Raw genomic sequence first — 26,434 nt, 5'->3', positions numbered from 1 at the left:
TCGCCTGCGTAACGGGCCGGGGGCGGCGCGACTCGATGCCTGCCGTTTCCCCTTGCCTCTTTCCGCCGTCCGGGGTCTGTCTCCGCCCGTGCGCGGGGTACCTGCTCGTCCGACAGGGTCCGTCGAGGTCATCACGGGCTCGATGTTCAGTGGAAAAACCGAGGAGCTCATCCGGCGCATCAAGCGCGCGATCCTCGCTCGCCAGCGTGTCCAGGCGTTCAAGCCTCGCATCGACGATCGATACGACGCGCATCGCATCGTCAGCCACGAGGCCGTGAGCGTCGAGGCCGTGGCCGTCGGCACGAGCGCGAGCATCGAGGAGCGCGTGCTCGACGAGACCGACGTCGTCGCTATCGACGAGGCACAGTTCTTCGATCGAGGCATCATCGAGGTCTGCGACAAACTCGCCAATCGCGGCCTGCGCGTCATCGCGGCCGGCCTCGACCAGGACTACCTCGGCCGCCCCTTCCCGCCGATGCCCGAACTCATGGCCATCGCCGAGGAGGTCACGAAGGTGCACGCCGTCTGCGCCGTCTGCGGCGGCCCTGCGAGCCGCTCGCAGCGCCTCATCCCCAAGGCCACGACGGTGCTCGTCGGCGGCGCCGAGAGCTACGAGGCGCGCTGCCGCGGCTGCTTCGAGCCGCGCGACGTCCCCCGCACCGAATTCTGATCTTCTCCCCTCTCCCGCGAGGGAGAGGGGCTGGGGGTGAGGCTAATCCCGCCGCGCCACCGACCCCGAATCGAACGGGCTCCGCACGCCCGGCGCGTTCTTGTCCGCGAAGTACACGCGCAGCATGTCGGAGGCCACGTGCGTCGCTTTCACGCGCCACTTCGCGCCGTTCGCCACGAGCACCGACAGCGCGACCTCGGGTTTGTCGCTGGGCGCGAAGCCCACCCACCACGTGTAGAACGGGCCCTCGGGCGTCGGCTTCGTCAGCGTGCCCGTCTTCCCCGCGATGCGGATGTCCGGCAGATAGGACCGACCCGCGCGATCGTGGAACGACTTGTAACTCGTCCCCGAGTCCACCGTCTCTTCCATCATCGACGTGATTGCTCGAGCCGTCTGCTCGCTCATCACGCGCTTCAGCGGCATGCGGGCGGTCGGACCCTTGTAGATCTCGCCTTCCTCGTCCTTCACGCTCGTCACGATCGACAGGCGCACCATCTCGCCGCCGTTCGCGATCGTCGTCGCCAGGTTCACGCCCTGGAACGGCGAGAGCGTCGTGTTCCAGAAGCCTGCGGCCGTGCGGGCGAAGCCGAGGTCGTCCTCGGGCAGCGTGATCGTGCTTTGCGCGAGCTTCACGTCGAACGGGATGTCCTGCCCCCAGCCGAGCTTCTGCGCCGTCCCTTCGAGCTCGCCGCGATCGAGGTGTTTGGCCGCGAGCCGCGCGAACACCGTGTTCAAGCTGCGGCCCATCGCCTGCGCGAGCGTGGCGCACCACTTGTCGCGCTTCTTGTTCTCGACCATGTCTTTCGCGGTGATCGCGTGCTCGCCGCCCGAGTAACACTGCTTCGTGTTGGGCCCGAGCCCGGCGTGCTCCACGAGCGCCGTCGCCGTCACGATCTTGAACACGCTCGCCGAAGGCGCCGTCGCCTCCGCCGCGACGTCGTGCATCGCGCCTTGATCCACGTAGCTCGCCCACGCGAGCACCCGACCCGTCTTGATGTCGGTCATCACGACGGCGCCCTCGGGCACGTGCCCGCCGCGCAAAAGCGCCACGGCCGCACGCTGGTACTTCGGCACCACCGAAAGCTCGGCCTTGCGATTGCCGTGGGCCGGCGCGATCGCGACGTTTCCGCGATCGTCGATCCGGGTCAGGTCGATGTCGGTCAGTGGGGGTGGCGTCACCTCCCGCGTGACGACGGGCCCTCCGTTCGTTTCGATTTTGCTTTTCGCGAGGAGACCGGCGAGCTCCACGTCGTGCTTGCGCAACATGGGGAGCGTGACGGCCACGAGCCCCACGGCGGCACCGATGGCGATCCACTGACGCATTGGCTCCTCGGGCCTTAACGCGCGGCGTGTGGCTGGGCCAAAAATGTTGTGTGACGTCGCCGGCTCAGAAGTTCACGGCCGCGCGCGCGCCGAGCTCGTGCATCCACGTCGCGGATCGCGCGGGATTCTTCGCATCCTCGAGTAAATTTCCCGGCACGAGCGCGAGGTTCTCCCCCGTCCCGCTCCCCGGCGTGTGGTAGGCGAGCCAGTTCACCGTTACCCGGACGAACCGCGTGTGCCAGTACGTCGCGCCGAGCCCGACCTGGAAGACCGAGATCTTCGACGTCCGCCCCGGCGCGCCCGGCGTCGCCGTATCGTAGTCGCCTCCACGTGCGGCGCCGTCGTATGCCGCTTGCACGCCCGCCGCGATCGCCATCACCTCGAGCCCGCGCCGGTCGTCGTTTCGCTTTTGGGTCTCCGGTGCCGACAGATCGAGCCTGGGTGGCCGGGAAAAACCCGGTTCGCCGTTCACGTACGCATCCCCGACGGGCCACGCCGAGGCATGCACGTACCAGCCCACGCCCTCGACATTCCCGAGCCGCTCGGTGTGTTCGAACGCGAGACCATCGATCGCCTCGCGGGTCCCGTTGTCGACCCAGTACGCTTCGGCGCGGAGCTCGAACGGACCGATCGGCGCGCGCAGCTCGCCGCCGATGCGGTTTTGCGCGCCAGACGGCAAGACGCGCACGAGCCTGCCACGTGTATCGCGGTACCGCGGATCCCACAATGCGAACCCCTGCGCTGTCGTGATCGCGGGATAGTCGTACGCGACGAACGCCGGATCACGCGCGCCGCGCTGCATGCTCACGCCGATCTGCAAGCGTTGCAGGAGTTGTCCGGCCAGGCTGCTCGACCTCTCCGCGAACTCCTCCTTCGTCGCCGGCGTGCCCCGCGAGAACGGGCGCACAACGAAGCGGCCGATGAAATCGGGGTAACGGTCGACCTGCGGTCGATTCGGTCCGTCGCCGACGAAGACGCCGAGCTCGTAGCTCAGGGTTTGCGCTTCGTTGAGATCGCCCCAGATCGTCATGCCGATTTCCTTGCCGTTCGGCTGGACGAACGATCGAATCGGCAGCACGCGCTCCATCCACGGGTGCTGATCGTTGCCCGTGCGGTTCTCCAGGGAAAACGGCGCCTGGTGTTGCCCGAGCATCACGTGAAACTGACGCAGGAGCGTGTAGTCGATGTACGCGTTCGCGAGCTGTGCCGTCGCTCCTACGGACTGCGGCGGCGCGAAGCGTGTCCACGCTTGGAGTGGCGCTTGTCCGGGCGGCAACGTCGCCGGCTGCGCCTCGCCCATCGGGTTCGTTATGGGCTGGCCGCCGAAATCCACGGAGGCCAGGGCAAACCATCGACGGAAGAGATCGGCCGCGAGCTCGATACGCGCGCGGCGAGCGAAAAAACGGGGCGCGAGCAACGTGCCGCCGTCCTTTGCTGGAAGCGCGCTCGCGCCGCCGCCGAGGAAGGAATGGAAATCGAGGTGCAGACGGCCCCGGACATACATACGGATGTCGTCCGAGGGATCACGTAGAAAAATTCCGCCTTGAAAACCGGCCAGCGCCATCCGCGGCTCCGTGCGCGAAGGCACGTCGACCTCGATCGGAAACGGCTGCACGGGCGCGGGCGGCGGCGTGACCACCGGCGGCGTTTTGCCGGCGGGCGGCGGCGGCGGCGGGCCGGCAGGCGTGGGCGGCGGAATCACCACGTTCCGCAGCTCGAAGGGCCGCGGTACGGTCCCCATGGGCTTCGGCGCAGGCGGTCTCGCCTGGGTTTTTCCTTCCCCCGTGGCCGCAGGTTTGGGACCAGGCGCAGGCGGCACTTGCGCGAGCGCCGCCGGGACAGAAAAAACACACGCGAGCGCGCCGGAGAGCACCGCCTTGGCTATGCTCCCGCGGAGGCCTCCTTCGAGGCGCTTCGTGTCCCCGCTTTTCGTATGCAGCATTCGCGAATGTTTCCGGCTTCGCGCCCGACGGGCGGGCACGACGCTCGCATGCGACGCGCAGAGGGTCAAGCCACGCGCGGCCAGGGCGACACGAGCAAGCGACAGAACGAACCATGACCAGCAGCACGCCCATTCGGATCACGGCAGACGTCGAGGTGCTCGACAACACGACGCTCGTCTCGCTCGCCGGTCCGGCGAGTGAACACCTGAAGTCCGTGGCGAGGACACTCGGCATCGACGCGAGCCTGCGGGGCAACATCATTCGCCTCGCCGGCGACGCCGACGCGGTCGCGCTCGCCGAGCGATTCCTCGCCGAGGCAGCCCAGCTCCTGCGCAGCGGCGCCGTGCTCGACGCGCAGGATTACGTGCGCGCCGTGCAAGCCCTCCGCGAGGACCCCGCGCTCACGCTGCGCGAGCTCTTCGAAGACGTCGTGCTCGTGACCGCGCGGCGCAGGCCCGTCACCGCCAAGACGATCGCGCAAAAGCGATACATCCAGGCAATCCGTACGCACGACATGACGTTCGGCATCGGGCCGGCGGGCACGGGCAAGACGTACCTCGCCATGGCCATGGCCGTGCACGCGCTCCTCGAGCGTCGCGTGAAACGCATCATCCTCACGCGCCCGGCGGTCGAAGCGGGCGAGCGGCTCGGCTTTCTGCCGGGCGACCTCGCCGAGAAAGTGAATCCGTACCTCCGTCCGCTCTATGATGCTTTGCACGACATGATGGATGCCGACAAAGCCTCGGGGCTCGTCTCGCGCGGACAGATCGAGGTCGCGCCGCTCGCGTTCATGCGTGGCCGCACGCTGAACGATTCCTTCGTCATCCTCGACGAAGCGCAGAACGCGACGAGTGATCAGATGCGCATGTTCCTGACCCGCCTCGGCTACTCGTCGCGCGCAGTCGTCACGGGCGACGTCACGCAGGTCGATCTGCCGCACGGCGCGCGAAGCGGCCTCGCAGAAGCGCGCGAGCTGCTCGCGGGGATCGAGGGCATCGCGATTTGTCACTTCACCGAGGTCGATGTCGTCCGCCATCCGCTCGTACAACGCATCATCGTCGCGTACGAGAAGCGTGATCAGGAAGTGGCTGCGAGGCGCGCGGAAAAAGAGCGTGACCGTGATCGAGATCGAGATCGCCGCGACGGACCCGCCGCGGCGCAATCGACCCCGACGAACCTGGAGCCCGCGGACGAGCCGCGCGAAAAAGGGACCGCCTCGTGAGCTTTTTCATCGACGGGGCAAGTGACGTCGCCCGAAGCTCGGCGCGATACGGCAGAGACGCGCTCACGACGATGAACATCATCGAGGCGCGCCTCACGTCGGATGCGCGTCTCTCCGATCGCACCGTCGTTCGACCGCATCCTATGCTCGTCACGGTGCGGAGCGACCGGCTCTTCGCGGTGCTCGCGCCGGGCTCGCTCTGGGACCGCGGCCGCGAAGTGCTCCGCCCCTTCGCGCACAAGCTCGCTTCGGGCGAGGCCATGCTCGTCCTCATCGGCAGCCCTGCCATCGGCGACGTCACGGGCGCCTTGAACCGCGGCCTCGGCGCGCTCGTGAGCCCCGATCCGAGCTCCGACGAGCTCTACGTCGCCATCCACAACGTTTGCGAGCTGCTCGAGTCGAAGGCCCGCGCCGAGGCGCGCGGCAAATGGCTGAACCGCTATCGTTACGAGCTCGGCGAGCTCATCGAGATTGCCAAGGCCATCACCACCGAGCGCGAGCTCGACAAGCTGCTCTCGCTCATCCTGGAGAAGAGCCGCTTCATCACGGGCGCGGACGCCGGCAGCATCTACGTCGTCGAAGGCGACGACCCCGATCCGCTCCGCCGCACCCTGCGCTTCAAGCTCTCGCAAAACGACTCCGTGCCCTTCGACGCGCGCGAGTTCACCCTGCCCGTGAGCCCCCGATCGATGTCGGGTTACGTCGCGCTCCACAAACGACCGCTCAACATCGCCGACGTCTACGACCTGCCCGCGGTATCGCCGTACGGCTTCGATCGATCGTTCGACGCGAAGATCGGCTATCGCACGAAGTCGATGTTGTGCATGCCACTGCTCTCGCGCAAAGGCGAGGTCATCGGCGTCATCCAGCTCATCAACAAGAAACGCGCGGCCGACCGAAAGCTGCTCTCGGACGAGGATGTCGAAGACCAGGTCGTCCCGTTCGATGCGCGCAGCGAAGAGCTCGTCGGTACGCTCGGATCACAAGCCGGCATCGCGCTGGAGAACGCGGTTCTTTATACCGAGATCCATCACATGCTCGAAGGGTTCGTCCGCGCCAGCGTCGAGGCCATCGAGCAGCGCGATCCCACGACGAGTGGTCACTCGCGCCGGGTCGCGCTCCTCACGGTGGGCCTCGCGCGCGCGCTCGAGCGCGACACGGCCGGCCCCTATCGCGGCGTCACATGGACGAAGGACGATCTGCGCGAGCTCGAGTACGCGTCGCTGCTCCACGATTTCGGCAAGATCGGCGTGCGCGAGCAGGTCCTCGTGAAGGCGAAGAAGCTCTATCCGCACGAGCTCGCCATCATCCGTCATCGTATCGAGATCGCATCGCGCTCGTACGAGGTGGAGATCCTCGAACGCAAGCTCCGGCTCGTGCAACGCGGCGCGCGCGCCGACGAGCTCGTCGCGCTCGATCAGGAGTTATCGTCGCGCAAGGCCGAGCTCGAAGCCGCGTATGCCGCGATCGTCGCGGCGAACGAGCCCTCGGTCCTCAAAGGCGGCGATTTCGCGCGCATCGAGGCCATCGCGCGCGAGACGTTCACCGACTTCTCGGGTGACGTCGTGCCGCTCCTTCGCTCCGAAGAAGTCGCGTGTTTGTCGGTGGCGCGTGGATCGCTCACGCCCGCGGAGATCGAAGAAATCCGCAACCACGTGGTCCACACCTACCAGTTCCTTTCGCAGATCCCCTGGGGCAAACAGTTCCGACGCGTCGCCGTCATCGCGGGCTCGCATCACGAACGCTTGAACGGCACGGGTTATCCGCATCGGCTGCGCGCCGAGGAAATCCCGCTGCAATCCAAGATGATGAGCGTCAGCGACATCTTCGACGCGCTCACCGCGAGCGACAGGCCCTACAAAAAAGCCGTCCCCGTCGACCGCGCGCTCGACATCCTCGGCCTCGAAGTCAAAGACCAGCACGTCGACGCCGATCTCGTGCGCGTCTTCATCGAAGCGAGAGTGTGGACCGTGCTCGAACAGCCCGGCGCGCCGCACTCGGCCCTCGTGGCGTCTTCGCGATGACGCAATTGCGCGGTTAGTCCTTCTTCTTCAGCTCGATTTCGGCCTCGCGCACGATCGACGCATCCCCGCTCGCCACACGGATGCGGCCGACGATCTTGTCGTCTTTGCGCTTGCCCTGGACGATGCCGAACATCGCTTCTTTGGAAAGCGCATCTTCCGGAAAAAACGTCGCGCGCACCTCGTCACCCTCGACTTTGCCGCTGAGCGCCGCGGCGCCGAGCGCGCCCGAGGTTTTTCCTTTCAGCTCGCCGTCCGGGCCGATGGTGAGCGTGAGCGTCCCCGGACCCACCGCCACCTTGCCGTCGTCCTTCGTGCGGACTTTGTCCTTCACTTTGGGCGGCATCTCGACCTCGCCCTTCTTTGCGTCGTACTTGCCTTCCCACGTCCCCACGAGCCCCGGCGGCTCGGCGGGCAGAGCCGCGGAAGCGCTCGGGCTCGGCGCGGCGCTCGGCGCGACCTCGGCGGTTTTTCCGGACGGAACGGTTGTCGCGGGGGCGATGGAGGGAGCGGGCGGCGCGCCTCCCTCGCTGCCGCTCTTTTCACAAGCGACGAGGGAAAGGCAGGCGATCAAGGAGAGGGCCGTGGAAACGCAGTGTCGCATCGGGGATTCGGCGCCCGCGAAGGGGCGCGGGCGCCGAGGTGCTTCGCGCGTCTCCTGCCGCGCGTCAATCTTCGCGGCGCGACGAGAGGATGCGCAAGAGCGCGAGGAAGATGTTCAGGAAGTTCATATAGAGCTGGATCGCGGCGCCCACCGCGTCGTCTTCTCCAGCCTGGAGCAGGCGCGACGTATCGTAGAGGACGTATGCGCCGAAGAGCAGGACGGACACGCTCGCGATGGCAAGGCCGAAAACCGCGCTGCCCAGAAAGATGTTCAGCAGGCCAGCGCCGATGACCACGAAGAGGCCCATCGTGAGCGCGCCGCCGAGGAACGAAAAATCTTTCTTCGTGGTGAGCGCGTACGCTGTGAGCCCGCCGAAACCACCGACGGAGAGCAAGAACGCGTCGCGAATGGGCGACGACGAGAGCGTCTTGCCGATCCCCGCGGCGAGCGTCGCGTAGAACAACGACGGCGCGATCACCACGCCGATCACGGTCGCCATACCAAAAAGCGCGACGACGTTGAGGCCCTTCACGTGACGCACCATCGAAGCGCCGAACACGGCGCCGAGCATCACGAGCATGCCGATGATGTAGTGCTGTCCGAAGAACGCCACGAGCGGCGGAACGGCCACGCGTGAACCGCCGACGCTGACGAACGCTTGCGACGCGGAAAGACCGCCGCGGAGGGCCACAAGCGCGCCGACGGCGGAAAACGCGATGCTCGCCGTGAAGAGGCCGTAGACGCGTTTCAGGAAAGCCACGCGGTTCTCGCCGCGGGTGAGGCTCTGCGCGCCCCACGTTTGCCCCCTGTAGTCCCACGAGTTCATGCTGTTCACTCCCTGGATGATGTGCGGGTGAAGGACCAGTCGAGGCGAAAGGTAGTCATCCACCACGACGTCGCAATGTTTCGCCCCGATGGTCGCTCCGCGAGGCCGATCACGCACGGGCCGTCCGCCGGCCATTTCCAGCGAGGGGATCGACGTCGTGGGTGGATCCGCGTACGTTGCGGACATGGATTTCTTGAAGTCGAACGGGACCAGGTTGGCATTTCTCTTCTTCGTCGGCACGGCCACCAGCGCGCTGTCGACCGTCGGCTGCGGCGACGATGGAAAGGGCGGTAGCGGCGGCACCGGCGGCACCGGTGGTGACGGGGGCGTGGGCGGCACCGGCGGAATGGGCGGCGCAGGCGGCGCAGGCGGCGCAGGTGGCGCGGGCGGCGCGGGCGGCGCGGGTGGCAGTGGCGGCGGCATGCAGGTATGCGCGCCCGGCACGGCCGAAGCCTTGCCCAAGCTCGTGCTGACCGAGCTCGTGACGGGCCTCGACCGGCCCACCTACGTGACGGGCGCGCCGGGCGATACGAACCGCCTCTTCTTGCTGGAGAAGCCGGGCCGCATCCGCATCGTGAACGGCGGCAATCTCGTGCCGGAGCCCTTCCTCGACATCAGCGCGATCGTCGAGGGGGCGGCCAATGAGCGCGGCTTGCTCGGCCTCGCGTTCCACCCGAACTACGCCGAAAATGGCCGATTCTTCGTCTACTACACGCAGAAGGCGAACCCGAACGGCGCGATCGCCATCGCCGAGTACGCTCGCGGCGCCTCGCCCGACACGGCGGTCCAGGGTTCGGGCAAGGTCATTCTCACCATCCCGCATCCGGGCTACAGCAACCACAACGGCGGCATGCTCGCGTTCGGGCCCGACGGTTACCTCTACGTGGGCACGGGCGACGGCGGCGGCGGCGGCGATCCGGACCAGAACGGGCAGGACATCAACGCCAAGCTCGGCAAGGTCCTCCGCATCGACGTCGATAAGTACCCGACGCCTCCGCCGGGAAACCTCCAGAACGGCGACAAGGACATCTGGGACTGGGGCCTGCGCAACCCCTGGCGCTTCAGCTTCGATCGATGCACCGGCGATCTCTACATCGCCGACGTCGGCCAGAACGTGGTCGAAGAAATCAACGTCGAGCCGCCCGGGGAAGGCAACAAAAACTATGGCTGGAACACCATGGAAGGAACGCTCTGCTACGACCCGGCAAGCGGCTGCGACATGGCGGGCCTCACCTTGCCGGTCACGGAGTATGTGCATGCAAGCGGCTTCAACGACTGCTCGGTGACGGGCGGATACGTCTACCGCGGGTCGAAGATCCCGGGGCTCGTCGGGACGTACCTCTACGCCGACTATTGCTCGAAGCGCTTCTACACGCTCGCGTGGTCGAAGGGCAACGTCATCGCCGAGGGGGAGATCACGGCCGATCTCGAAAGCACATCGCTGAGCGCGGGCATCACTTCGTTCGGCGAGGACACCGCGGGCGAGCTCTACGTCATCGTGGACAACAGCCAGGGCGGGACACCCGGCAAGCTGTACCGCATCGACCCGGAGTGACATCGACGCGCCCTCCCTCGGAGGGCGCTCCCGCGTCGAAACGCGCGCCTCTTCATCTCTCTACATCTCGTCTTCATCTCCTCTTCATCTCGATCGCCGCATCATCCGCGACTTCGGCGGAGGCGGGCTCCTCGAAAAGAGGACAACGCGCGCCCGCGCGCCGGGCTTGCTTCGTGAGGGCCGTCGCTGCACGGCCGGAAGGCTGCCGCGGCGCGCCTCCTCTCCTTATTATATGAGTGCGAGAACGAGCCGCGCCGGAGCGCCGAAGTCCCGGGCGCCTGCTCCTCGTCGGTTTCGTGGCGCATCGTCCCCGAGGCTTTGCGGCGCACAACGCGGTGTGATGGGGCCCTTCGGCGACGCTATCGCCGCGCGGGCCTCGGCGGGCGCGCGCGCGAGCCGGACACAAATCGTCGCGGACGCGTCGCGCGGCATGCCTCATCGAACCGGCAAGCGACTCGAGCTCGTCCCAGTGGCTATCCCGGTGTCACCGCCGGGCGTGGCCTGCGCAGAGAAGGAGCAGCAATGAAGCGACGTCGGGTCGGTCTTTAGGGAGAGACCCGCCCCCAATCCGGAAGGACATGGCAGCGTGCACGGCAAAGCCCGGGTCGCAAAGCCTGGATCGACTGGCAGCCCGCGCGCGCCAAACGAGAGCGCTGGCTGGACAATGCAAGCTTCTCGCGGCCTCGTGAGGGATTTCGAGCGGTCGGTCGGTCCGGTAAACGTCCGGCGCTACCGGGCGGCGGTGGAGGCAAAACCTGGGAGGCGCGCGCGAGCCGAACCAAAAAATGAACGAAAGGACCGTCCTGCCACTTTATTCGCTTGACCCGCCCGCCTCCAAAGGCATAGTCGTAACCATCCGCCGAGCGGGATTCGGCGAGGGAGAAGACATGGCAACCGACGCTTTCGAGCAGCAGATTGTGGAACTTGTGCGGAAGATGCCCGACTCGGCGATTCTCGCACTGGTCAAGGATAAACTCGGCTCGGCCGTGGCCTCCGCTCCGGCGGCGGCTCCGCTCGTGGCTGCGGCTGCGACCCGGGGTCGCGGTCGTCCGGCGCGCGTGCCGCAGGCGCTCGCGGCTGCTCCGGTGGTGGAAGCCCCGGCGCCCGCAAAGCGTGGTCGCGCGGCGGCGCCTGCTGCACCTGCGAAGCGCAAGCCCGGCCGTCCGAAGAAGACGGCGGCCCTTTCCGCGGAGCGGCAAGAGGTCCTCAATTCGGTGGAGCGCATCGTGAAGGCGTCGAACGGCGTGAGCGCGAGCGACGTGGCCCGCCAGGCCGGCATTCCGCAGACGCGCGCGGCGGCTGCGCTCAAGGAGCTCAAGCTCGCGAAGCGCATCTTCCAGGGTGGTGATCGTCGTTTCGCCCGCTATGCGGCCGACCTCAAGACGGCGGAGCAGGCGAGCCTGAACGCGCGCAAGACGGCGAGCGGCCCCTCGACGGCCGGCGCCCCCGCGAAGAAGGCGGCCCCCGCGGCGAAGGTCACGCGCAAGCGCGCGGCGGCCCCCGCGGCGCAGCCTGCGGCGAAGTGAGTCGCGGGCTGTTGGGGAACGTAGCGCGCGCTCGACGAAGACCATAGGTCCAGGGCGCGCAGCCGTTTATCAACAGCCTGCCAGCGAGTTACGACTCGCAAACCTGGCGGCCCGACGCGGAGGCGGTGAGTGAAAGACTCCCCGCCCTCGATTCGGGCCGCGCGGTCGTTTCGAAGGACGATCGATCGTCCGGACGAAGTCAAAACGACGTCGCCGACATGACGCGCCTCTCCGGCTCTGCTCGACCGGAGCGGCTGCCCACGATCGATCGTTATGGTCGACCCGCGGCAGCGCCCGAATGACGCGTGAGCGTCCCAGGTCGTCGCGACGTCCAAAACGTTTTTCGCGCTGGATCGCGCCGCCCGTTCGATTGGTCGTCGGCGGCCAAACCCAGCGTGGCAGGCAGGCGTGTGTCGCGGCGATACGCGCGCGTGGTATGTCCGGGCGGACCGAGCATCCTTTCACTGTCGCTCGCTCGGACGAACCCAGCCGACAAGCCAGTGCGATGCGCTCCCACGCCGCACTGCGCGAACACGCGCTCGTCGTTATGCGCGTCGCCAAAACGGTGCAGGCGTCACGCTTTCGACGTTTTTTTGCAGACCTATTACGGTCTTACCTTTCAATTTTGAACGATGTGCCCCTGCGCGCGTTTCAACTTCTCACGCTCGCACGAGGAGCGAGCGGAGATGGCGCGGTGAGGCAATCGTCCGACGACGGCTTTACGGCGGGTTCCAGGTCGCGCCGTCGTCGTCGGATACGAGCACGTAGAAGCCGCGCCTCGAAGTACCCGTGACATCGGCGGACACGATGAGCAGCGTGCGCTTGCCAAACGAAACGAGCGCACCAAAGTCGACGCGCCCGCGCGCGCCGGTCCCTTCGCCGATGATGCGCGCGCGCTCGTAAAACTTACCGCCGTCCGTCGACTGCGCGTAGTAGAGCCCCCAGCGCTCCCCGGCTTGCGCGCTCATCACGGCCGCCGCGCCCGTGGACGTCGGCACCGCGACGATGTCGCGCTCGTGTTTCTCGATCCAGGGCTTGAATACGGGACGCGATGGCGTCGTGCACTTGCCGTCTAGCTCACACAGCAAGAGCGTTATGCTCTGCTTGTCGGCATCCGGCGCCTCGACGACGAACTTCGTGTCGGTGCAGCCGATTGGCGCGCCGGAAAGCGCCTCGGCCGGACGCGGGACCAGCGTGAGCTTGTCGGGCGTCACCACGAGGTAGAAGTTCTTGTTCGGATTCTGCTTCGTCGGCGGTTGCGTGATCGCCTGGTACGAGATCGAACCGACGTCACACGCCGAGGGCGCGGATAGCTCGGCGAGGAGCGTGGGCGTCGGCTTCAGGAGCTTCAAGTCGATGTACTCGGACTCCGCAGGCGCCGCGACGGTCTGCCCGGGCGCGGGCCACTTGCGCGACACGACCTCGCGCCCCTTCACCGAGAAGAGCCGCGGCGGCCGACCGACGGGCCCCGTGGCGAACGTCTCGAGCTTGGGCAGCGCGACCTCGGCCGGCGCATCGGTCCCGGGCGGCGTCACATACCGCGCTATGAATTTCTTCGGTGTGGGCTCGACGACGATCGACGCCGTCTCCTTGTCGAGCAGCGCGAGGCGCGGCTTCGGGATGGGCAGCTTCGGGTCGGGCTTTCGGGCGAGCGGCGGCTGATCGACCATCGTCGCCGTACCGAACGAGGGCGCGTCGAGGCCCGCGAAGAAAAACTGGAACGGCGGCGGCGGGGGCGCCTTCTTCCCGACGGTCGGGGGCGCCTCCGCGGTCGTCTCCTTCGGGCCGAGGGCGAGGGCGAACACGCCATCCGTGCCGAACGTGTAACTCGACCAGGTCTCGCGGTCCGTGCGGAAGGCCTTCCACGTCTTGCCCGCGTCCACGGTCATCAGCGCGATCGCCACGCTGCCGGGGACGCCGCCGGCCAGGATGGCCCGCTTGTCGTCGAGCACGTAGACGTGATCGAACTTCATCGACGGCGGCGCGAGGCTCGCGTCGAGGCCCTTGGCGGTGCCGAGGCCGGTGGAGAGCTGATCGAGCGAGGCTGCGCCGCGTGGAGGCGCGGGCGGCGTGATCGGGGCCTCTTCTTTTTTCTTCGAGCAGCTCGGAAGCAAAGAGAGCGCGGCTGCGAGCGCGTAGGCCGTCGGGGACCAGGGGCCCATCGTCGTTCGGAACATCTCACTCGACTCGATCGGGATCCATGCAGCAGCGGAAGCCCGTGGAGTAATCGTGGTAACGGAAGTCGTGCGCGGTGGTCTGGTAGGAGCAACCCTCGCCGTTCAACGACGTGTCCATGTAGAAGCCGCCGCGGAACGTGCCGTCGCGATCCTCGATCCACTCGTGCAGGTTGCCGACCATGTCGAAGACGCCGTACTCGTTCGTGCACTCGGCGCGCATGCCGGTCTCGAAGAGCGAGTCCGGGAGCTGGTTGATGAGCGGCTGGTTCATGCCGTCCGACCAGCGGCGATCGTCGGGGATGCCGAGGCGCAAGGCGACCTCGACGACGGGGTGCGCGCGGCGGATGTCGTCGTTGCAGACGCGGCTCTTGCGCTCGTCGCCGTAGGGGAAACGGGTGCGGTTCGGGCCGCGGCAGGCGCGCTCCCACTCGTCGGCGGCGCAGAGGCGCTTGCCCGAGGCCTGGCAGGCGCGCTGCGCTTGCTCCCCGCTGATGTAGCCCTGCGGGACCACGCCGGGCCGCGAGACGGCACGCACGGAGGCTTCGTGTCCATCCACGGGGTAGAACGGCGACCACCCGCGCACCTCGCCGCTCGCGAGACGCTCGACGAGCGAACCCTCCCAGCGATCGACACAGACGCGGTTGTCGACGAGCGCCATCTCCACCGGGCAACGCGAGGTGTTCGCGAGGATCTCGCCGTCCACGTCCTCGGCCATGGAGCGCCACGCAGCTGCGGCGAGGCGCGTCTCGACCGTGACGACGCGCGCCTCGGTGGCCCGCACCGCGATGGGCCGCTCGGCGGGCGCGACCGGCGCTTGCCGAAGGGCGGACGCGACGCGGGTGTTCGCGCTCGGCTCCTTCACGGCGTGGAGCTGCGAGAGCCCGCCCGGGGTAGCACAGCCGACGGCCCCTGATCCGAGAACGGCCGCCACGACGAGACGGACGAAGCTGGAAACGTGCCGTGCAACGCGACGCGTGTGGAGGCTGGATCGCAGCGGTTGCCCATGAGGGCTGGGCGCTCGCCAGTCTGCGTCGTCCGCCTTCGTCGCCACGAACGTCGAAGATGCCTGCGGACGCGCCGAGACGCAATGGAGAAAAATGCCAACGCCCGCCGGCGGGATCGTCTTCCCACGCTTTCATCGCTTGACAGCGGGATGGAAGCTGTTCGGAACGTCTATACTTGGAGGTCCAACCATTGGACCACGGACGGGTTTGTCCGCGAGGGCGCGCTCGCCGGGGAGGCGCCCTCGCGGTTCGGGCGAGAGGGGATCACTCGTGGATGCCGGTGCCGAGATCGGCCGCGTTCCACCGGAAGTTGTCGAGCAGGACGAGCGAGTCGAGGATGGTGTCGGTCACGTCGAAGATCATGAGCTCGAGCGTGACCTTCTCGCCGGGCACGACGGAGGCGGTGTTGAAGAGCCAGTCCGTGCCGCCACCGACGTTGTCGAGTTGCATGCCCGTTCCCGTGAGCTCGCCCGAACCCGAGGGGCACGTGTTGCAGCCCTTGGCGACGCAGACCTGGAACAAGCTGTTGTTGACGCTGACGGGGTTGCCCGAACCGTCCTTCGCGATGTTCTTGTCGGTCGGCAGGCCCATGGCGCCCGACTGGAGCAACGCGAGGAAGAAGTCGTTGTACGACGAGCACTGCCAGCTCTTGTATTCCGAGGAGAAGAACCGGAACTGGTACTCGAACGACTTCGCGTTCGTGGGGACACGAATGTCGAGCCGCACGTTGATCGAGTCATTCGCGCCCGTGCCCGACGAGCAGCTGCCGTTGCAGCCCTGCGACGAAGGCAGCTTGCCGCCGTTCGCGAGCAGGTACGTGGCAGGGGGGTTACCGTTGATGCTGTGGCTCGTGCTCGTCCCGGTGTACCCCACGTCGTCCTGGTCACGCATGACACCGCTGGAGATGCCGGCCATCGTGAGGCCCTTCTGCGGCTTCACGACCGTGCCGTACCCCGTCAGGATCGCGGTCGACTTGTCCTGCAGGACCGAAAGCTGGGCCGCGGTCGGCGTCGAGCCGTCGGCGAGGACGAGCTTGGCGCCGAGCACGCCCCACTTCTTGAACTCTCCCGCCGGCGGGTTTTCCGGCACGAACTGGCAGAGCTCCATGGCCTTCGCCACGTCCTCGGCCGTGACCGCGGCGAACTTCGCCGACGAGCTGCAGGGCGGCGCCTCGACGTTGTCGGGCGTCGTCGGGTCGCAGTCGTTGTCGACGCCGTCGTTGGTGAACTCGAAGGCGCCGGGGTTGACGGCCTTCGGGTTCGGGCAGCCGGGGCTCAGGAAGTCGCAGCAGTCGCCGCCGCCGCACGAGCTGTAGCCGTCGCCGTCGAAGTCACCGGCGGAGTCGTCGGCCGCGCCGTTGCAGTCGTCGTCGATGGCGTTCGCGCAGATCTCGTACTTCGGGAGCACCTGGCCTTTGCAATCCCCCCAGCCCGAGCCGTCTTCCTTGCACGTCTGCGTGCCGGCCTTGCACGGCCCGATGCCGAGCGTGCCCGGCAAACCCTGGTAGCAAGACTGCGTCTGGCCCGGCACGCAGGTGCACGGGCCGTCCTGCAGCGTGTTCCACTCGCAGCCGTCCGACGGGTCGTTGTTGCAGTCGGAGAAGCCGGGCTTGCAAGCGCCGAGCGAGCAGAGGCCGTTGTCGCAGACCGCCGTGCCGTTCGGCGGGCCGCCCATGACCGGCGGGGTCTGCGTGTCGTCGAGGACCCACGCATTCGAGCAGGAGTTGTTGCAGAAGCCGCAGTTGTTCTCGTCGTTCGAGAAGTCGTAGCAGCTCGAGGAGCAGCAGCTGAAGCCGGCCTGGCAAGGCTGGGTCGCCGAGCAGCCGGGGATGCAGGTCTTCGAGATGCAGATCGAGCCCGGGAAGCAGTCGGTGTCGACAATGCAGCCGTCGCTGCACTGGTTCTTCATGGTGTCGCAGACCTGCGCGCCCAGGCAGTCAGCCTTGTGCGTGCAGCCGACCTTGCACTTCCCCTCGTCCTTGTTGCAGTACTGCCCGAGGCCGCAGTCATCGACGAGCGGGTCGCCGCTCGGGATGCACTCGACGCACTTGCCCGTGTCGGCGTTGCAGATCGTGCCGCCGGGATCGTTCGCGCAATCGCCGTCGACCACGCATCCCGTGGGCCCGGCGCCCGCGCCGCCCGCGCCGCCTGTGCCGCCTGTGCCGCCCGCGCCGCCCATGCCCCCGGTTCCGGCACCGCCGGTGCCGCCGCTCCCGCCGTCGCTCACGTTCGACGTGCCGGCCGAGCCGCCCCCTCCTCCGCCGACGTCCGCGGCGCAGCCGGCCGCGGCCGCGTATGCGACGAGCGCCGGGACGAGCAGGGTCGAAAGCGAAAAACGCATGTCGTTCCGCCTCGTACGCTTCATCATCTCGAAATACCTCTTCGTAAAATCGCGAGCGGGCCGAGCCCGCACCATCCGAAGCCCGAGGCCGCGCGCCGCGCTCACGAAGAGCGCAGCGCGCAGCGGATCACTTGTGGACGCCGGCGGCCGCCGCCTTGATGTCCCAACGGAAGTAGTCGAGCAGCACCGTCGAATCGACGTTCGAGTCGCCCGCGTCGGCGATGATGAACTCGATCTCGATGGTCTCGCCGGGCACGACGGGCGCGTCGTTCACGAGCCACACCGTGCCGCCGCCGTCCTTGTAGTCGCCGCTCCAGCCGCCCATGCCCGTGCCGAGGAGCTCGAGCACGCCGGCCGGACAGGCGCCCGGCGGCGAGATCGGCGAGGGGAAGCAGACCTCGTAGAACGCGTTGTTGACGGTGATCGTCTTGCCGGTCGAGTCCTTGGCGATGTTGCGATCCGCGGGGAGCGGAGCCTGAGGCGGGTTCGCCATCGGATCGGGCGTCCAGTTGCTCTTCAGGAGCGCGAGGAAGAAGTCGTTGAACTGGCCGCAGCTGTACTCGGGGTACTCCGAGGTGTAGCTCTTCAGCCGATACGAGAACGACCGCGCGTTCGTCGGCACGCGGATGCGCATCTTGAAGTTGACCGAGTCGAACGCCTTCGTGCAGTTCTCGCCGACGCACGCCGGGCATTCCGGGGGCGAGGGGAGCTTGCCGCCGTTCGCCGTGAGGTAGGGCGCCGGGATCGGGCAGACCGTGTTTGCCTTGTAGTTGCCCTTCTGGATTTCGGGATCGGGCCCGTTTTGCGGGTGGATGAAGCCGAGGTCGCCCTCGTCGCGCGCCGTGCCCGTCGAGAGCACGGCCATCGTCGTGCCCTTCTTCGGCAGCACGTTCGGCCCGTAGTTCGCGAGCACGCCGACCTGCACGTCCTTCGGCACGACCGCGTTCGTCCCGTCGGCGAGCTGGAGGTAGCTCGCGATCACGCCCCACTTCTTCTGCGGGAGCGGCGGGTTCTCCGTCGTGAACTGGCAGAGGTCCATCGCCTTCACGAGCTCGAGCGTGCTCGTCGGCGTGGCGAGCGGCGGATCGGTGCAATCGACCGCGGCGACGTCGTCCTTCGTCGAGGGATCGCAGTCGTCGTCGATGCCGTTGCCGAGGTACTCGAACGCGCCGGGGTTCACGCTCCCCGGGATGTCGCACTTGACGTCGTTGTCGCAGCAGTCGCCGTCGCCGATGGTCCAGCCGTCCATGTCCTTGTCGACGGCCAGCGGATCGCCGCCCTCACCACCGCCGCCGCCCGCGCCGCCGGCCCCGCCGAGGCCCCCGGCTCCGCCGGCACCACCTGCGCCGCCGGCTCCGCCCGCGCCGCCGAGGCCGCCCTCACCGCCGCCGCCGCCGGTGCCGCCGATGCCGCCCGTGCCGCCCACGCCGCCGGTGCCGCCCGTGCCGCCGATGCCGCCGGTTCCCCCGGTGCCGCCGATGCCGCCCACTCCGCCGGTGCCGCCCGTGCCGCCGCCGGTTCCCCCGGTGCCGCCCATGCCGCCCGTCGCGCCCGCGCCGCCCGTGCCGCCGGTCGCGCCGCTACCACCTTGGCCCCCCGTGCCGTCGTCCGAGCACGACGCGAGGCCGAGGGCGCCCGCAAGCAGAAGCAGCGAGCTTGAAAAGAGAAGGGTACGAGCCATCAGGAAAACCTCCGGGAGCAACGCGCCGGCGCGGCGCCGCCCGAATGCGCGCGGTGGTGCGGCCACGTGGAGCACCCGCCGCGCATGTCGGATCCGGAGCGCGCGCCTGCCGGGAGTGCGGCTCCGATCAAGCGGGCCGAAGCGACTTCCGGAGCATCGTCTCAGATTTCCGCGTGCGGCTCAACTCGGACGAACGAAGTCGATCCACAGCCGATGCGAGCTGCAGCCGTGCAAACGAACGGCTCCCATCGTGGGAGAACTCGCGATCCTGGGAGGGAATGCGGACGGAGGAAGGGCGGCGCGCCCGGGGTTCTCTATCGCCGGACGCGCGGGCGAGGGAGGGTCAGTAGCTCGTGACCTGCGCGAAGCAGGCGTCGTATGCGTCGTTGCAATCGGGCAGGGCGCTGTCCGAGATGCAGTTGGCGAGCTCCTGGAGCGCGGCGTTGTTGAAGGGATTCGTCTCGAGCTGGCAGCCCTGCGTGTCGAAGGTCTCGCCGTTGATGCAGAGCTGGTTGGAGATCGTCTCGCAGGCGAGGGCCGCGTCGGCCGAGGGGCAGGCCGCGCCGTACATCTTGCCGACGCAGTCCGCGACCTGCTGATCGTCGCAGGCGTTCGCGGGCTCGACGCCGATGTCCGAGAGACAGTTCTGGAGCACGGTGGCCGCGCCGCGCGTGTAGATCTCGAAGCCGCGCTTGCACGTGCCGTAGCCGGGGGGGTCGAACTCGATGGGGTTGCCGTTCGGGTCGGTGCCCGGGCACTGGGCCGCGGGGCCCTCCGGCTTGGGCGTGATGTTCATGGCGTCGCAGGCGGCGACACTGCCGTCGCCGTCCTCGGGGCCGACGCAGTTGGAACCGCCGCCCTCACCGCCGGTGCCGCCGGTGCCGCCGGTGCCGCCGACGCCGCCCGTGCCGCCCTGGCCGCCCGTGCCGCCCGTGCCGCCCGAGGCGCCGACACCCGCGCCGCCGTCGCCACCGTTGCCGCCGGTGTTGTTGTTGGGATCCGAGACGATGATGCAGCCGCTGCTGAGGGCCGCGGCCGTGAGGAACGAAGTAAGAACCAAGGCAAACGTCGAGCGAGACTGCATGTTCCGAAACCTCCGGAGTGTAGGAGGCGCCGAGGGCCCGGGGGGGTGGGGCTCCGGCGCGGACGATTTCAAGAAGTGTCAGCGTAGTACGAGCGGCCCGGCGGATCCTTCAAAACCGAACCGTGCTCCGTACGCCCGTTCAGCGATCGCGGCAGATCCGTTCAGCCGGCTCCCTCACGGACGGGGGAGCGCGCAGATTTTCTGCGGATCTCGCTTGCAAGCGTCGTGGGGCTTTGCTAGACACCGCGCTCCGTTTTCCTGGAGGCGATCACCTTTGGTGTTCGTCTCTCCCGAAGCCGTAACGGCGCTTCGGACTCAGCTCGCCTCTTCGGCCGCCGTGGGACACCCCCCGGTGACGCGGAGAGGGTTTCTCGTCGCGAGACGTCGGGTTGATGTTCCGGAACGTACGACGGCAGGGCTCGGTTCGACAGGCGTAACGCTGGTCGACCGGGTTGGCCAACGACCGGGCGCCCTGGGCCGAACCGGCCCCCTGTCTGCGAGGTTTCTCGGATGCTAAGCAAGGCCAGTGCGATGTTTTCGCGGATCTCTCCGCGAAAGGCGCGCATGATTGCGGACCTGGTCCGCGGACGTGATGCAGCGGATGCGATCCAGCTGCTCCAGTTCACGGAGAAGTCAGCCGCGCCGGTGATCAAAAAGGTCATCGAGAGCGCGGTGGCGAACGCCCGCCAGGGTGGCGCCGACGTCGACGCTTTGTTCATCAGCAAGGCGACGGTCGACAAGGGCCCGAACAAGTTCAACCGCCGCTGGCGCCCCCGTGCGATGGGGCGCGCGACGAAAGTCGTGAAGGGCGTCTCTCACATCGTGATCGAGCTCAGCGAGCGCAAGTAAAGGAACACGGCTTCCATGGGACAGAAGACCCATCCGTACGGCTTCCGCGTCGGCGTGATCAAGACGTGGAGCAGCAAGTGGTACGAGGACGGCAACGCGTACCAGAAGTGGCTCCACGAGGACATCCGCATCAAGCGGGCGATCAAGCAGTACCTCTACAACGCGAACATCGCGAGCGTGGAGATCGAGCGCGCCGCGAACCGGGCCAAGGTCATCGTCTACACGGCGCGTCCGGGGATGGTGATCGGCAAGGGCGGCAAGGGCATCGAGACCCTGAAGGGTGGCAACGTCGGCACCGCGACCAAGGGTGAGACGGTGTTCCCGGGCGTCGCCTCCTTCACGGACAACGAGGTCTTCATCGACGTCCAGGAGGTCCGGAAGGCGGAGACGAACGCGCAGCTCGTCGCGGAGAACATCGCGACGCAGCTCGAGCGCCGCATCGCGTTCCGCCGCGCCATGAAGAAGGCCGTGGCGACGGCGATGAAGTTCGGCGCGAAGGGCATCCGCGTTCGGTGCGCGGGCCGGCTCGGCGGCAGCGAGATGAGCCGGGTCGAGACGTACCGCGAGGGTCGGGTTCCGCTCCACACGCTGCGCGCCGACATCGAGTTCGGCCTCGCTGAGGCGAGGACGAAGGTCGGCATCATCGGCGTGAAGGTGTGGATCTTCAAGGGTGAGGTTCTCCAGCGCAAATCGCGCCGGATTCAGTAGGACAGACCGATGCTGTCTCCCAAGCGAACGAAGTTCCGCAAGATGCAGAAGGGCCGCATTCGCGGGGTTGCGACCTCGGGAAGCGACGTGTCCTTCGGTGATTTCGGCCTGCAGGCGCTCGAGCCCGCGCGCATCACGTCTCGCCAGATCGAGGCTGCGCGTATGGCAATTCAGCGGCACTGCAAGCGCGCGGGTAAGCTCTGGATCCGCATCTTCCCGGACCGACCGGTGACGAAGAAGCCGCTCGAGGTCCGCATGGGTGGCGGAAAGGGTGCGCCGGAGGAGTGGGCCGCGGCGGTGCGGCCGGGCCGCGTCATGTACGAGATCTCGGGCGTGCCCGAGGAGATGGCGCGTGAGGCGTTCCGCCTCGCCGGGCACAAGCTCCCGATGGCGTGCAAGTTCATCGCTCGCGGGATCGTGTGAGGTATTCGAGATGAAGGCGAAGGATCTGCGCGAACGCACGACGGAGCACCTGCAGGAGCTCGAGAAGAACCTCGGCCGTGAGGTGTTCGACGCCAAGTTCAAGAACTTCACGAACCGGCTGAACGACACGTCGGCGATCCGCAAGGCGCGCCGCGATCTCGCCCGGGTCAAGACGATCCTCCAGCAGCGTGCCAGCGAGTCGGCGGCAGCGGCGGAAGGGAACAAGTAGAGCCATGGCAACGAACGAGGCGAACGCGACCGCCGCCGGGCAGGCTCAGGCCGAGACGACCGCGAAGCCGCACGGCTTCCGACGCAAGCTCGTCGGGCGCGTGAAGAGCAACAAGTGCGACAAGACCGTCGTGGTCGAGGTTGTGCGTAACTCGCCGGATCCGGTCTACAAGAAGTACGTCCGGGCTCGCGAGCGCTACAAGGCGCACGACGAGAAGAACGAGTACAAGGTCGGTGACCGCGTGGAGATCCAGGAGCACCGCCCGATCTCGCGCGAGAAGCGCTGGATCGTCACGAAGCTCATTTCCCGCCCGGTGGAGGAGTAGCCATGATCCAGGTCACGACGCATCTCGAAGTGGCTGACAACTCCGGGGCTCGGGTCGTCAAGTGCATCAAGGTTCTCGGTGGCTCGCGTCGCAAGTACGCGGGGCTCGGCGATGTGATCGTCGTGTCCATCAAGGAAGCCATGCCGGGCACCAAGGTGAAGAAGGGCGACACGGCGCGGGCGGTGGTGGTGCGCACGGCGCGTGAGTATCAGCGTTCGGACGGCACCTACATCAAGTTCGACACCAACAGCGCGGTGCTGATCAACAAGGAGAAGGAGCCGATCGGGACCCGTATCTTCGGGCCGGTGGCTCGCGAGCTCCGCGCGAAGAAGTTCATGAAGATCATCTCGCTCGCGCCGGAGGTGCTCTGATGCGACGGCTCCGAGTCGGTGACCTCGTGCAGGTCATCAGCGGCAAGGACAAGGGCAAGCAGGGTCGCGTGACGAAGGTCCTCGCGGAGGACGACAAGGTCGTCGTCGAGGGGATCAACGTGGTGACGCGCCATCAGCGCCCCACGCCGCGCAACCAGCAAGGCGGCAAGATCACGAAGGAGGCGCCGCTCCATGCCTCCAAGGTGATGCCGGTGGATCCGACGACGGGCAAGCCCACGCGGGTGAAGTCTACGATCGTCGATGGCAAGAAGCAGCGCACCGCGAAGAGCGGCGCCGTGATCGCGGCAGGCTGAGCCATGGCGGACAAGAAGGAAGAAAAGGGCAAGGGCAAGGGCGAAAAGCCCAAGGACGCCAAGCCGGCGGCTGCGAAGCCGCAGGCGGCTGCGGCCGGCAAGGGTGGCAAGGAAGCCGGGAAGGGCGGCAAGGGCAAGGGCGAGGCGAAGGCCACGTCGCAAGCCGAAGTCGCTGACGTTCCGCGCGATCCGAGCTACACGCCGCGTCTGCGCAACAAGTACCGGGACGCTGTCGGGCCCGCGCTTTCGAAGCGCTTCGGGTACAAGAACCCGATGATGGTGCCGCGCCTCGAGAAGGTCGTGATCAACATGGGCCTCGGCGCTGCCGTCGGGAACCCGAAGATCATCGACTCCGCTGTCGAGGACATGCGGGCGATCTCGGGCCAGAAGCCGGTCGTGACGCGCGCCCGCAAGTCGATCGCGACGTTCAAGCTCCGCGAGAACCTCCCGATCGGCGTGATGGTGACGCTGCGCGGGGAGCGGATGTGGGAGTTCGTCGATCGCCTGATCAGCTTCTCCCTGCCGCGCGTGCGTGACTTCAAGGGCGTGAGCCCGAAGGGCTTCGACGGCAAGGGCAATTTCACGATGGGTCTGCGCGAGCAGATCATCTTCCCTGAGATCGACTACGACAAGGTCGACGTCGTGAAGGGAATGAACATCTCGTTCGTGACGACCGCGCGCACCGACGAGGAGGGACGAGCCCTTCTCACGGAGCTTGGGATCCCGTTCAGGCATTGAGGAACGTTCGATGGCCCGTGCAAAAGAATTCGCCAAGCTGAACCGGCCGCCCAAGTTCGCCGTGCGGCACCGGAACCGTTGCAAGGTGTGCGGCCGTTCGCGGGCTTATTACCGCGATTTCGAGCTCTGCCGCATCTGTCTTCGTACGTTCGCGCTCCGAGGCGAGCTGCCGGGCGTGATCAAGGCGAGCTGGTGATGCCATGATGACCGATCCTGTCGCCGACATGCTGACCCGGATCCGGAACGCCGCCCTCGCGCGGCACGATCGGACCGAGGTTCCTGCAAGCAAAATGAAGCAGGCCGTTGCCGAGATCCTCAAGTCCGAGGGGTACATCGCGGACGTGCGGCCGAGCGACGGCAACCCTGGGAAGTTGACGATCGTGCTGAAGTACGGGCGTGACCGCTCGAGCGCGATCGACGGAGTCCGTCGGGTGAGCCGTCCGGGGCGACGCGTGTACGTCAAGCACGACCGCATCCCCCGCGTGCTCTCCGGCCTCGGGATCTCGATCCTGAGCACCTCCCACGGCCTGATGAGCGACCGCGACGCCCGCAAAAACAAGCTCGGAGGCGAGCTCATCTGCGAGGTGTGGTGATGCAGACGGCTACGACGCAACAAGGCGAGGCCTCCAAGACTTCGCGCATCGGCAAGCGACCGGTGGACGTCCCCAAGGGCGTCACCGTGTCGGTGCAGGGGCGCAAGGTCGAGATCAAGGGCACCAAGGGCCAGCTCGCGCGCGAGCTGCCTTCGACCGTCGACGTGAAGGTCGAAGGCGCGAAGCTGCACGTGACCTCGACGGCTCCCGGGCGTGATGGCTCGCGGCTGCAGGGGCTCGTGCGGGCGCTGCTCGCCGGCATGGTGAAGGGCGCGGCCGACGGCTACGAGCGAGTGCTCGAGCTGAAGGGCACCGGTTACCGTGTCGACCTGAAGGGCACGACGCTCACGTTCGCGCTCGGGTATTCGCACCCGGTCGTGTTCAACGTGCCGAAGGGCCTCACGGCGACGATTCCGGCGGATTCGAAGGGCACGGTCCTCGTTCTGACGGGCGCCGACAAGGAGCTCATCGGGCAGACGGCCGCGACGATCCGTGGCTTCCGTCCGCCGGAGCCCTACGGTGGCAAGGGCGTTCGTTATCGTGGCGAACGCGTTCGCGAGAAGGCCGGTAAGGCTGGCGGTAAGGGCGGCAAGAAGTAACCGAGCGGGGCGACCTCGTGTCGCCCCTACAGGTACGGGGTTACGACCATGGCTATGAAGATCGTCGGACGGGAGCGCCGCAAGCTCCGTATTCGCAAGAAGGTGAACGGCTCGCCCGCTCGCCCGCGCCTCACCGTCTTCCGCAGCGCGAAGCACATCTACGCGCAGGTGATCGACGACACGACGGGTCAGACCGTCGCGCACGCGTCGACGCTGTCGAAGGACCTGAAGGGCACGCTCGACAACGACAACAAGGTCGACGCGGCCAAGAAGGTCGGGGCGCTCATCGCCAAGATCTGCAAGTCGAAGAAGATCGACCGTGTCGTGTTCGATCGGAACGGCTACCTCTATCACGGGCGCGTGAGCGCCCTCGCTCAGGCCGCGCGGGAGGCGGGGCTCGAGTTCTAGCCCCGAAGGCGCCGGACCCGCGGGGGTCTCGGGCAAAACGTCTCGGGCGATAGCGAAGACTTCACGGACGACGAAGAAGGCACGGTATGGCGTTCGATCAGGTCGACGAAGAAAAGCTCAAGGAGCGGGTGATCCACATCAACCGCGTCGCCAAGGTCGTGAAGGGCGGGCGGCGCTTCAGCTTCTCGGCGCTCGTCGTTGTGGGCGACGAGTCGGGACATGTGGGCGTCGGCCTGGGCAAGGCCAACGAGGTTCCGGAGGCGATCCGGAAGGGCAACGACCAGGCCCGCAAGAACATCTTCCGCATCCCGCTCGACGGGGCGACGATCCCGCACGACGCGTTCGGGCACGTCGGCGCGGGCAAGGTGCTCTTGAAGCCGGCGAGCCCTGGAACGGGCGTCATCGCGGGCGGTGCGGTGCGCGCGGTCGTCGAGTCCGCGGGCATCCACGACGTTCTCTCGAAGTCGCTCGGCACGAGCAACCCGCACAACGTCGTTCACGCGACGGTGGCGGCCCTCAAGGCGCTGAAGAGCGTGGAGCAGGTCGCGGGCAGGCGCTCGATGCAGGTGGACGACGTGGGTTGGCAGCGCAAGGGCGGCAGCGCGACGGGCGCGACGAACCGTCGTCGTGCGAGTCAGATGCCCCCCGCTCGCAACCCGCGCGAGGGGGGTGAAGGAGGTACGCCGTGAAGAGCCATCTCCGCGTGCGGCAGACGGGCAGCGTGACGAACCAGACGGAGCACACGCGCAAGGTTTTGCGGGGCCTCGGCCTTCGCAAGCCGGGCCATGAGGTTCTCGTGGAGAACACGCCCTCGTTCCGTGGCATGGTCAAGAAGGTGATCCACCTCGTTTCGGTCGAGGAAGTCGACGGCAACGGCGCGCAGGCGTCGAAGTAAGAAAGC

Annotated in this window: 29 protein-coding genes; 20 read left to right on the top strand and 9 right to left on the bottom strand. The window is 67.4% G+C overall.

Annotation, left to right across the window (positions count from 1 at the left end; translation table 11 throughout):
- Nucleotides 1–88 precede the first annotated feature (88 nt).
- On the top strand, nucleotides 89–670 hold the full coding sequence (locus KEG57_RS05290; RefSeq protein WP_308215611.1) for a thymidine kinase: 582 nt from the start codon (nucleotides 89–91) through the stop codon (nucleotides 668–670).
- 42 nt (nucleotides 671–712) lie between these two features.
- Here the strand turns inward: KEG57_RS05290 and KEG57_RS05285 are convergent, their stop codons facing one another.
- Both KEG57_RS05285 and KEG57_RS05280 read right to left on the bottom strand, forming a co-directional pair.
- The gene (locus KEG57_RS05285; protein ID WP_272416937.1) at nucleotides 713–1,993 is read right to left on the bottom strand and encodes a penicillin-binding transpeptidase domain-containing protein; all 1,281 of its coding nucleotides are present in this window, start codon (nucleotides 1,991–1,993) and stop codon (nucleotides 713–715) included.
- A gap of 64 nt (nucleotides 1,994–2,057) precedes the next feature.
- Nucleotides 2,058–3,935 carry a porin gene (locus tag KEG57_RS05280; protein WP_272458226.1) on the bottom strand — a complete coding sequence of 626 codons (1,878 nt, stop codon included), beginning with the start codon at nucleotides 3,933–3,935 and terminating at the stop codon, nucleotides 2,058–2,060.
- A 113-nt stretch (nucleotides 3,936–4,048) separates the two neighbouring features.
- On the opposite strand from KEG57_RS05280, the gene KEG57_RS05275 reads away from it, so the two are divergent.
- Both KEG57_RS05275 and KEG57_RS05270 read left to right on the top strand, forming a co-directional pair.
- Nucleotides 4,049–5,158: a PhoH family protein gene (locus KEG57_RS05275; protein WP_272458225.1), complete on the top strand. Its 1,110-nt coding sequence runs from the start codon at nucleotides 4,049–4,051 to the stop codon at nucleotides 5,156–5,158.
- Nucleotides 5,155–7,182, top strand: a complete 2,028-nt coding sequence (locus tag KEG57_RS05270) for an HD family phosphohydrolase (RefSeq protein ID WP_272458224.1) — start codon at nucleotides 5,155–5,157, stop codon at nucleotides 7,180–7,182. The genes KEG57_RS05275 and KEG57_RS05270 overlap by 4 nt, the downstream gene beginning before the upstream one ends.
- Nucleotides 7,183–7,195: 13 nt before the next feature.
- Here the strand turns inward: KEG57_RS05270 and KEG57_RS05265 are convergent, their stop codons facing one another.
- Together KEG57_RS05265 and KEG57_RS05260 are read right to left on the bottom strand one after the other, a co-directional pair.
- Nucleotides 7,196–7,783 carry a hypothetical protein gene (locus KEG57_RS05265; RefSeq protein ID WP_272458223.1) on the bottom strand — a complete coding sequence of 196 codons (588 nt, stop codon included), beginning with the start codon at nucleotides 7,781–7,783 and terminating at the stop codon, nucleotides 7,196–7,198.
- A gap of 64 nt (nucleotides 7,784–7,847) precedes the next feature.
- The gene (locus KEG57_RS05260; protein ID WP_272416932.1) at nucleotides 7,848–8,795 is read right to left on the bottom strand and encodes a Bax inhibitor-1/YccA family protein; all 948 of its coding nucleotides are present in this window, start codon (nucleotides 8,793–8,795) and stop codon (nucleotides 7,848–7,850) included.
- On the opposite strand from KEG57_RS05260, the gene KEG57_RS05255 reads away from it, so the two are divergent.
- The 3 genes from KEG57_RS05255 to KEG57_RS05245 all read left to right on the top strand — a co-directional run bounded on the left by KEG57_RS05255 (nucleotide 8,794) and on the right by KEG57_RS05245 (nucleotide 11,992).
- Nucleotides 8,794–10,164, top strand: coding sequence for a PQQ-dependent sugar dehydrogenase (locus KEG57_RS05255; protein WP_272416931.1), 1,371 nt, complete (start codon nucleotides 8,794–8,796; stop codon nucleotides 10,162–10,164). The two genes, KEG57_RS05260 and KEG57_RS05255, sit on opposite strands and share 2 nt — an antisense overlap.
- A gap of 887 nt (nucleotides 10,165–11,051) precedes the next feature.
- On the top strand, nucleotides 11,052–11,690 hold the full coding sequence (locus KEG57_RS05250; protein ID WP_272416930.1) for a hypothetical protein: 639 nt from the start codon (nucleotides 11,052–11,054) through the stop codon (nucleotides 11,688–11,690).
- A gap of 125 nt (nucleotides 11,691–11,815) precedes the next feature.
- Entirely contained in the window at nucleotides 11,816–11,992 is a 177-nt protein-coding gene (locus KEG57_RS05245) for a hypothetical protein (protein ID WP_272416929.1), read from the top strand.
- 417 nt (nucleotides 11,993–12,409) lie between these two features.
- Here KEG57_RS05245 and KEG57_RS05240 read toward each other — a convergent pair whose 3' ends face one another.
- The 5 genes from KEG57_RS05240 to KEG57_RS05220 form a co-directional block, all read right to left on the bottom strand.
- A complete protein-coding gene (locus KEG57_RS05240) occupies nucleotides 12,410–13,867 on the bottom strand; it encodes a sialidase family protein (protein WP_272416928.1) in 1,458 nt (485 codons plus the stop codon).
- 1 nt (nucleotide 13,868) lies between these two features.
- Entirely contained in the window at nucleotides 13,869–14,729 is an 861-nt protein-coding gene (locus KEG57_RS05235; protein WP_272458222.1) for an SUMF1/EgtB/PvdO family nonheme iron enzyme, read from the bottom strand.
- A 406-nt stretch (nucleotides 14,730–15,135) separates the two neighbouring features.
- Nucleotides 15,136–17,211, bottom strand: coding sequence for a choice-of-anchor L domain-containing protein (locus KEG57_RS05230; RefSeq protein ID WP_272458221.1), 2,076 nt, complete (start codon nucleotides 17,209–17,211; stop codon nucleotides 15,136–15,138).
- Nucleotides 17,212–17,338: 127 nt separating this feature from the next.
- Nucleotides 17,339–18,892 (bottom strand): choice-of-anchor L domain-containing protein, encoded by a 1,554-nt coding sequence (locus tag KEG57_RS05225; RefSeq protein WP_272458220.1) that lies wholly within the window; start codon nucleotides 18,890–18,892, stop codon nucleotides 17,339–17,341.
- A gap of 343 nt (nucleotides 18,893–19,235) precedes the next feature.
- On the bottom strand, nucleotides 19,236–19,976 hold the full coding sequence (locus tag KEG57_RS05220; RefSeq protein WP_272416924.1) for a hypothetical protein: 741 nt from the start codon (nucleotides 19,974–19,976) through the stop codon (nucleotides 19,236–19,238).
- Nucleotides 19,977–20,486: 510 nt separating this feature from the next.
- Here KEG57_RS05220 and rplV point away from each other — a divergent pair.
- From rplV to rpmD, 14 genes are all read left to right on the top strand, one after another.
- Nucleotides 20,487–20,825 carry a 50S ribosomal protein L22 gene (gene rplV, locus KEG57_RS05215; protein ID WP_153821371.1) on the top strand — a complete coding sequence of 113 codons (339 nt, stop codon included), beginning with the start codon at nucleotides 20,487–20,489 and terminating at the stop codon, nucleotides 20,823–20,825.
- Between the two features lie 15 nt (nucleotides 20,826–20,840).
- Nucleotides 20,841–21,533: a 30S ribosomal protein S3 gene (rpsC, locus tag KEG57_RS05210; protein ID WP_136935251.1), complete on the top strand. Its 693-nt coding sequence runs from the start codon at nucleotides 20,841–20,843 to the stop codon at nucleotides 21,531–21,533.
- A gap of 9 nt (nucleotides 21,534–21,542) precedes the next feature.
- Complete coding sequence (gene rplP / locus KEG57_RS05205) at nucleotides 21,543–21,956, top strand: 50S ribosomal protein L16 (protein WP_272416923.1); 414 nt, start codon at nucleotides 21,543–21,545, stop codon at nucleotides 21,954–21,956.
- A gap of 10 nt (nucleotides 21,957–21,966) precedes the next feature.
- A complete protein-coding gene (rpmC, locus tag KEG57_RS05200; protein ID WP_272416922.1) occupies nucleotides 21,967–22,185 on the top strand; it encodes a 50S ribosomal protein L29 in 219 nt (72 codons plus the stop codon).
- Nucleotides 22,186–22,189: 4 nt separating this feature from the next.
- Complete coding sequence (gene rpsQ / locus KEG57_RS05195) at nucleotides 22,190–22,510, top strand: 30S ribosomal protein S17 (RefSeq protein WP_271930142.1); 321 nt, start codon at nucleotides 22,190–22,192, stop codon at nucleotides 22,508–22,510.
- A gap of 2 nt (nucleotides 22,511–22,512) precedes the next feature.
- Entirely contained in the window at nucleotides 22,513–22,881 is a 369-nt protein-coding gene (rplN, locus tag KEG57_RS05190) for a 50S ribosomal protein L14 (protein WP_136935255.1), read from the top strand.
- Nucleotides 22,881–23,195 (top strand): 50S ribosomal protein L24, encoded by a 315-nt coding sequence (gene rplX / locus KEG57_RS05185; RefSeq protein ID WP_136935256.1) that lies wholly within the window; start codon nucleotides 22,881–22,883, stop codon nucleotides 23,193–23,195. The genes rplN and rplX overlap by 1 nt, the downstream gene beginning before the upstream one ends.
- Nucleotides 23,196–23,198: 3 nt before the next feature.
- Entirely contained in the window at nucleotides 23,199–23,933 is a 735-nt protein-coding gene (gene rplE / locus KEG57_RS05180; protein ID WP_504968466.1) for a 50S ribosomal protein L5, read from the top strand.
- 10 nt (nucleotides 23,934–23,943) lie between these two features.
- On the top strand, nucleotides 23,944–24,129 hold the full coding sequence (locus tag KEG57_RS05175; RefSeq protein ID WP_136935257.1) for a type Z 30S ribosomal protein S14: 186 nt from the start codon (nucleotides 23,944–23,946) through the stop codon (nucleotides 24,127–24,129).
- Nucleotides 24,130–24,133: 4 nt separating this feature from the next.
- Nucleotides 24,134–24,526 (top strand): 30S ribosomal protein S8, encoded by a 393-nt coding sequence (gene rpsH / locus KEG57_RS05170; RefSeq protein ID WP_272416921.1) that lies wholly within the window; start codon nucleotides 24,134–24,136, stop codon nucleotides 24,524–24,526.
- Nucleotides 24,526–25,125 carry a 50S ribosomal protein L6 gene (gene rplF / locus KEG57_RS05165; RefSeq protein ID WP_272416920.1) on the top strand — a complete coding sequence of 200 codons (600 nt, stop codon included), beginning with the start codon at nucleotides 24,526–24,528 and terminating at the stop codon, nucleotides 25,123–25,125. Before rpsH ends, rplF begins: the two co-directional genes overlap by 1 nt.
- 48 nt (nucleotides 25,126–25,173) lie before the next feature.
- Nucleotides 25,174–25,533, top strand: coding sequence for a 50S ribosomal protein L18 (rplR, locus tag KEG57_RS05160; RefSeq protein WP_136935260.1), 360 nt, complete (start codon nucleotides 25,174–25,176; stop codon nucleotides 25,531–25,533).
- A gap of 86 nt (nucleotides 25,534–25,619) precedes the next feature.
- Complete coding sequence (rpsE, locus tag KEG57_RS05155; protein WP_272416919.1) at nucleotides 25,620–26,222, top strand: 30S ribosomal protein S5; 603 nt, start codon at nucleotides 25,620–25,622, stop codon at nucleotides 26,220–26,222.
- On the top strand, nucleotides 26,219–26,428 hold the full coding sequence (rpmD, locus tag KEG57_RS05150) for a 50S ribosomal protein L30 (protein WP_372518152.1): 210 nt from the start codon (nucleotides 26,219–26,221) through the stop codon (nucleotides 26,426–26,428). Before rpsE ends, rpmD begins: the two co-directional genes overlap by 4 nt.
- Nucleotides 26,429–26,434: the final 6 nt, after the last annotated feature.

This window comes from Polyangium jinanense (assembly GCF_028435365.1).
This window is presented reverse-complemented; position numbering and strand designations above follow the sequence as displayed.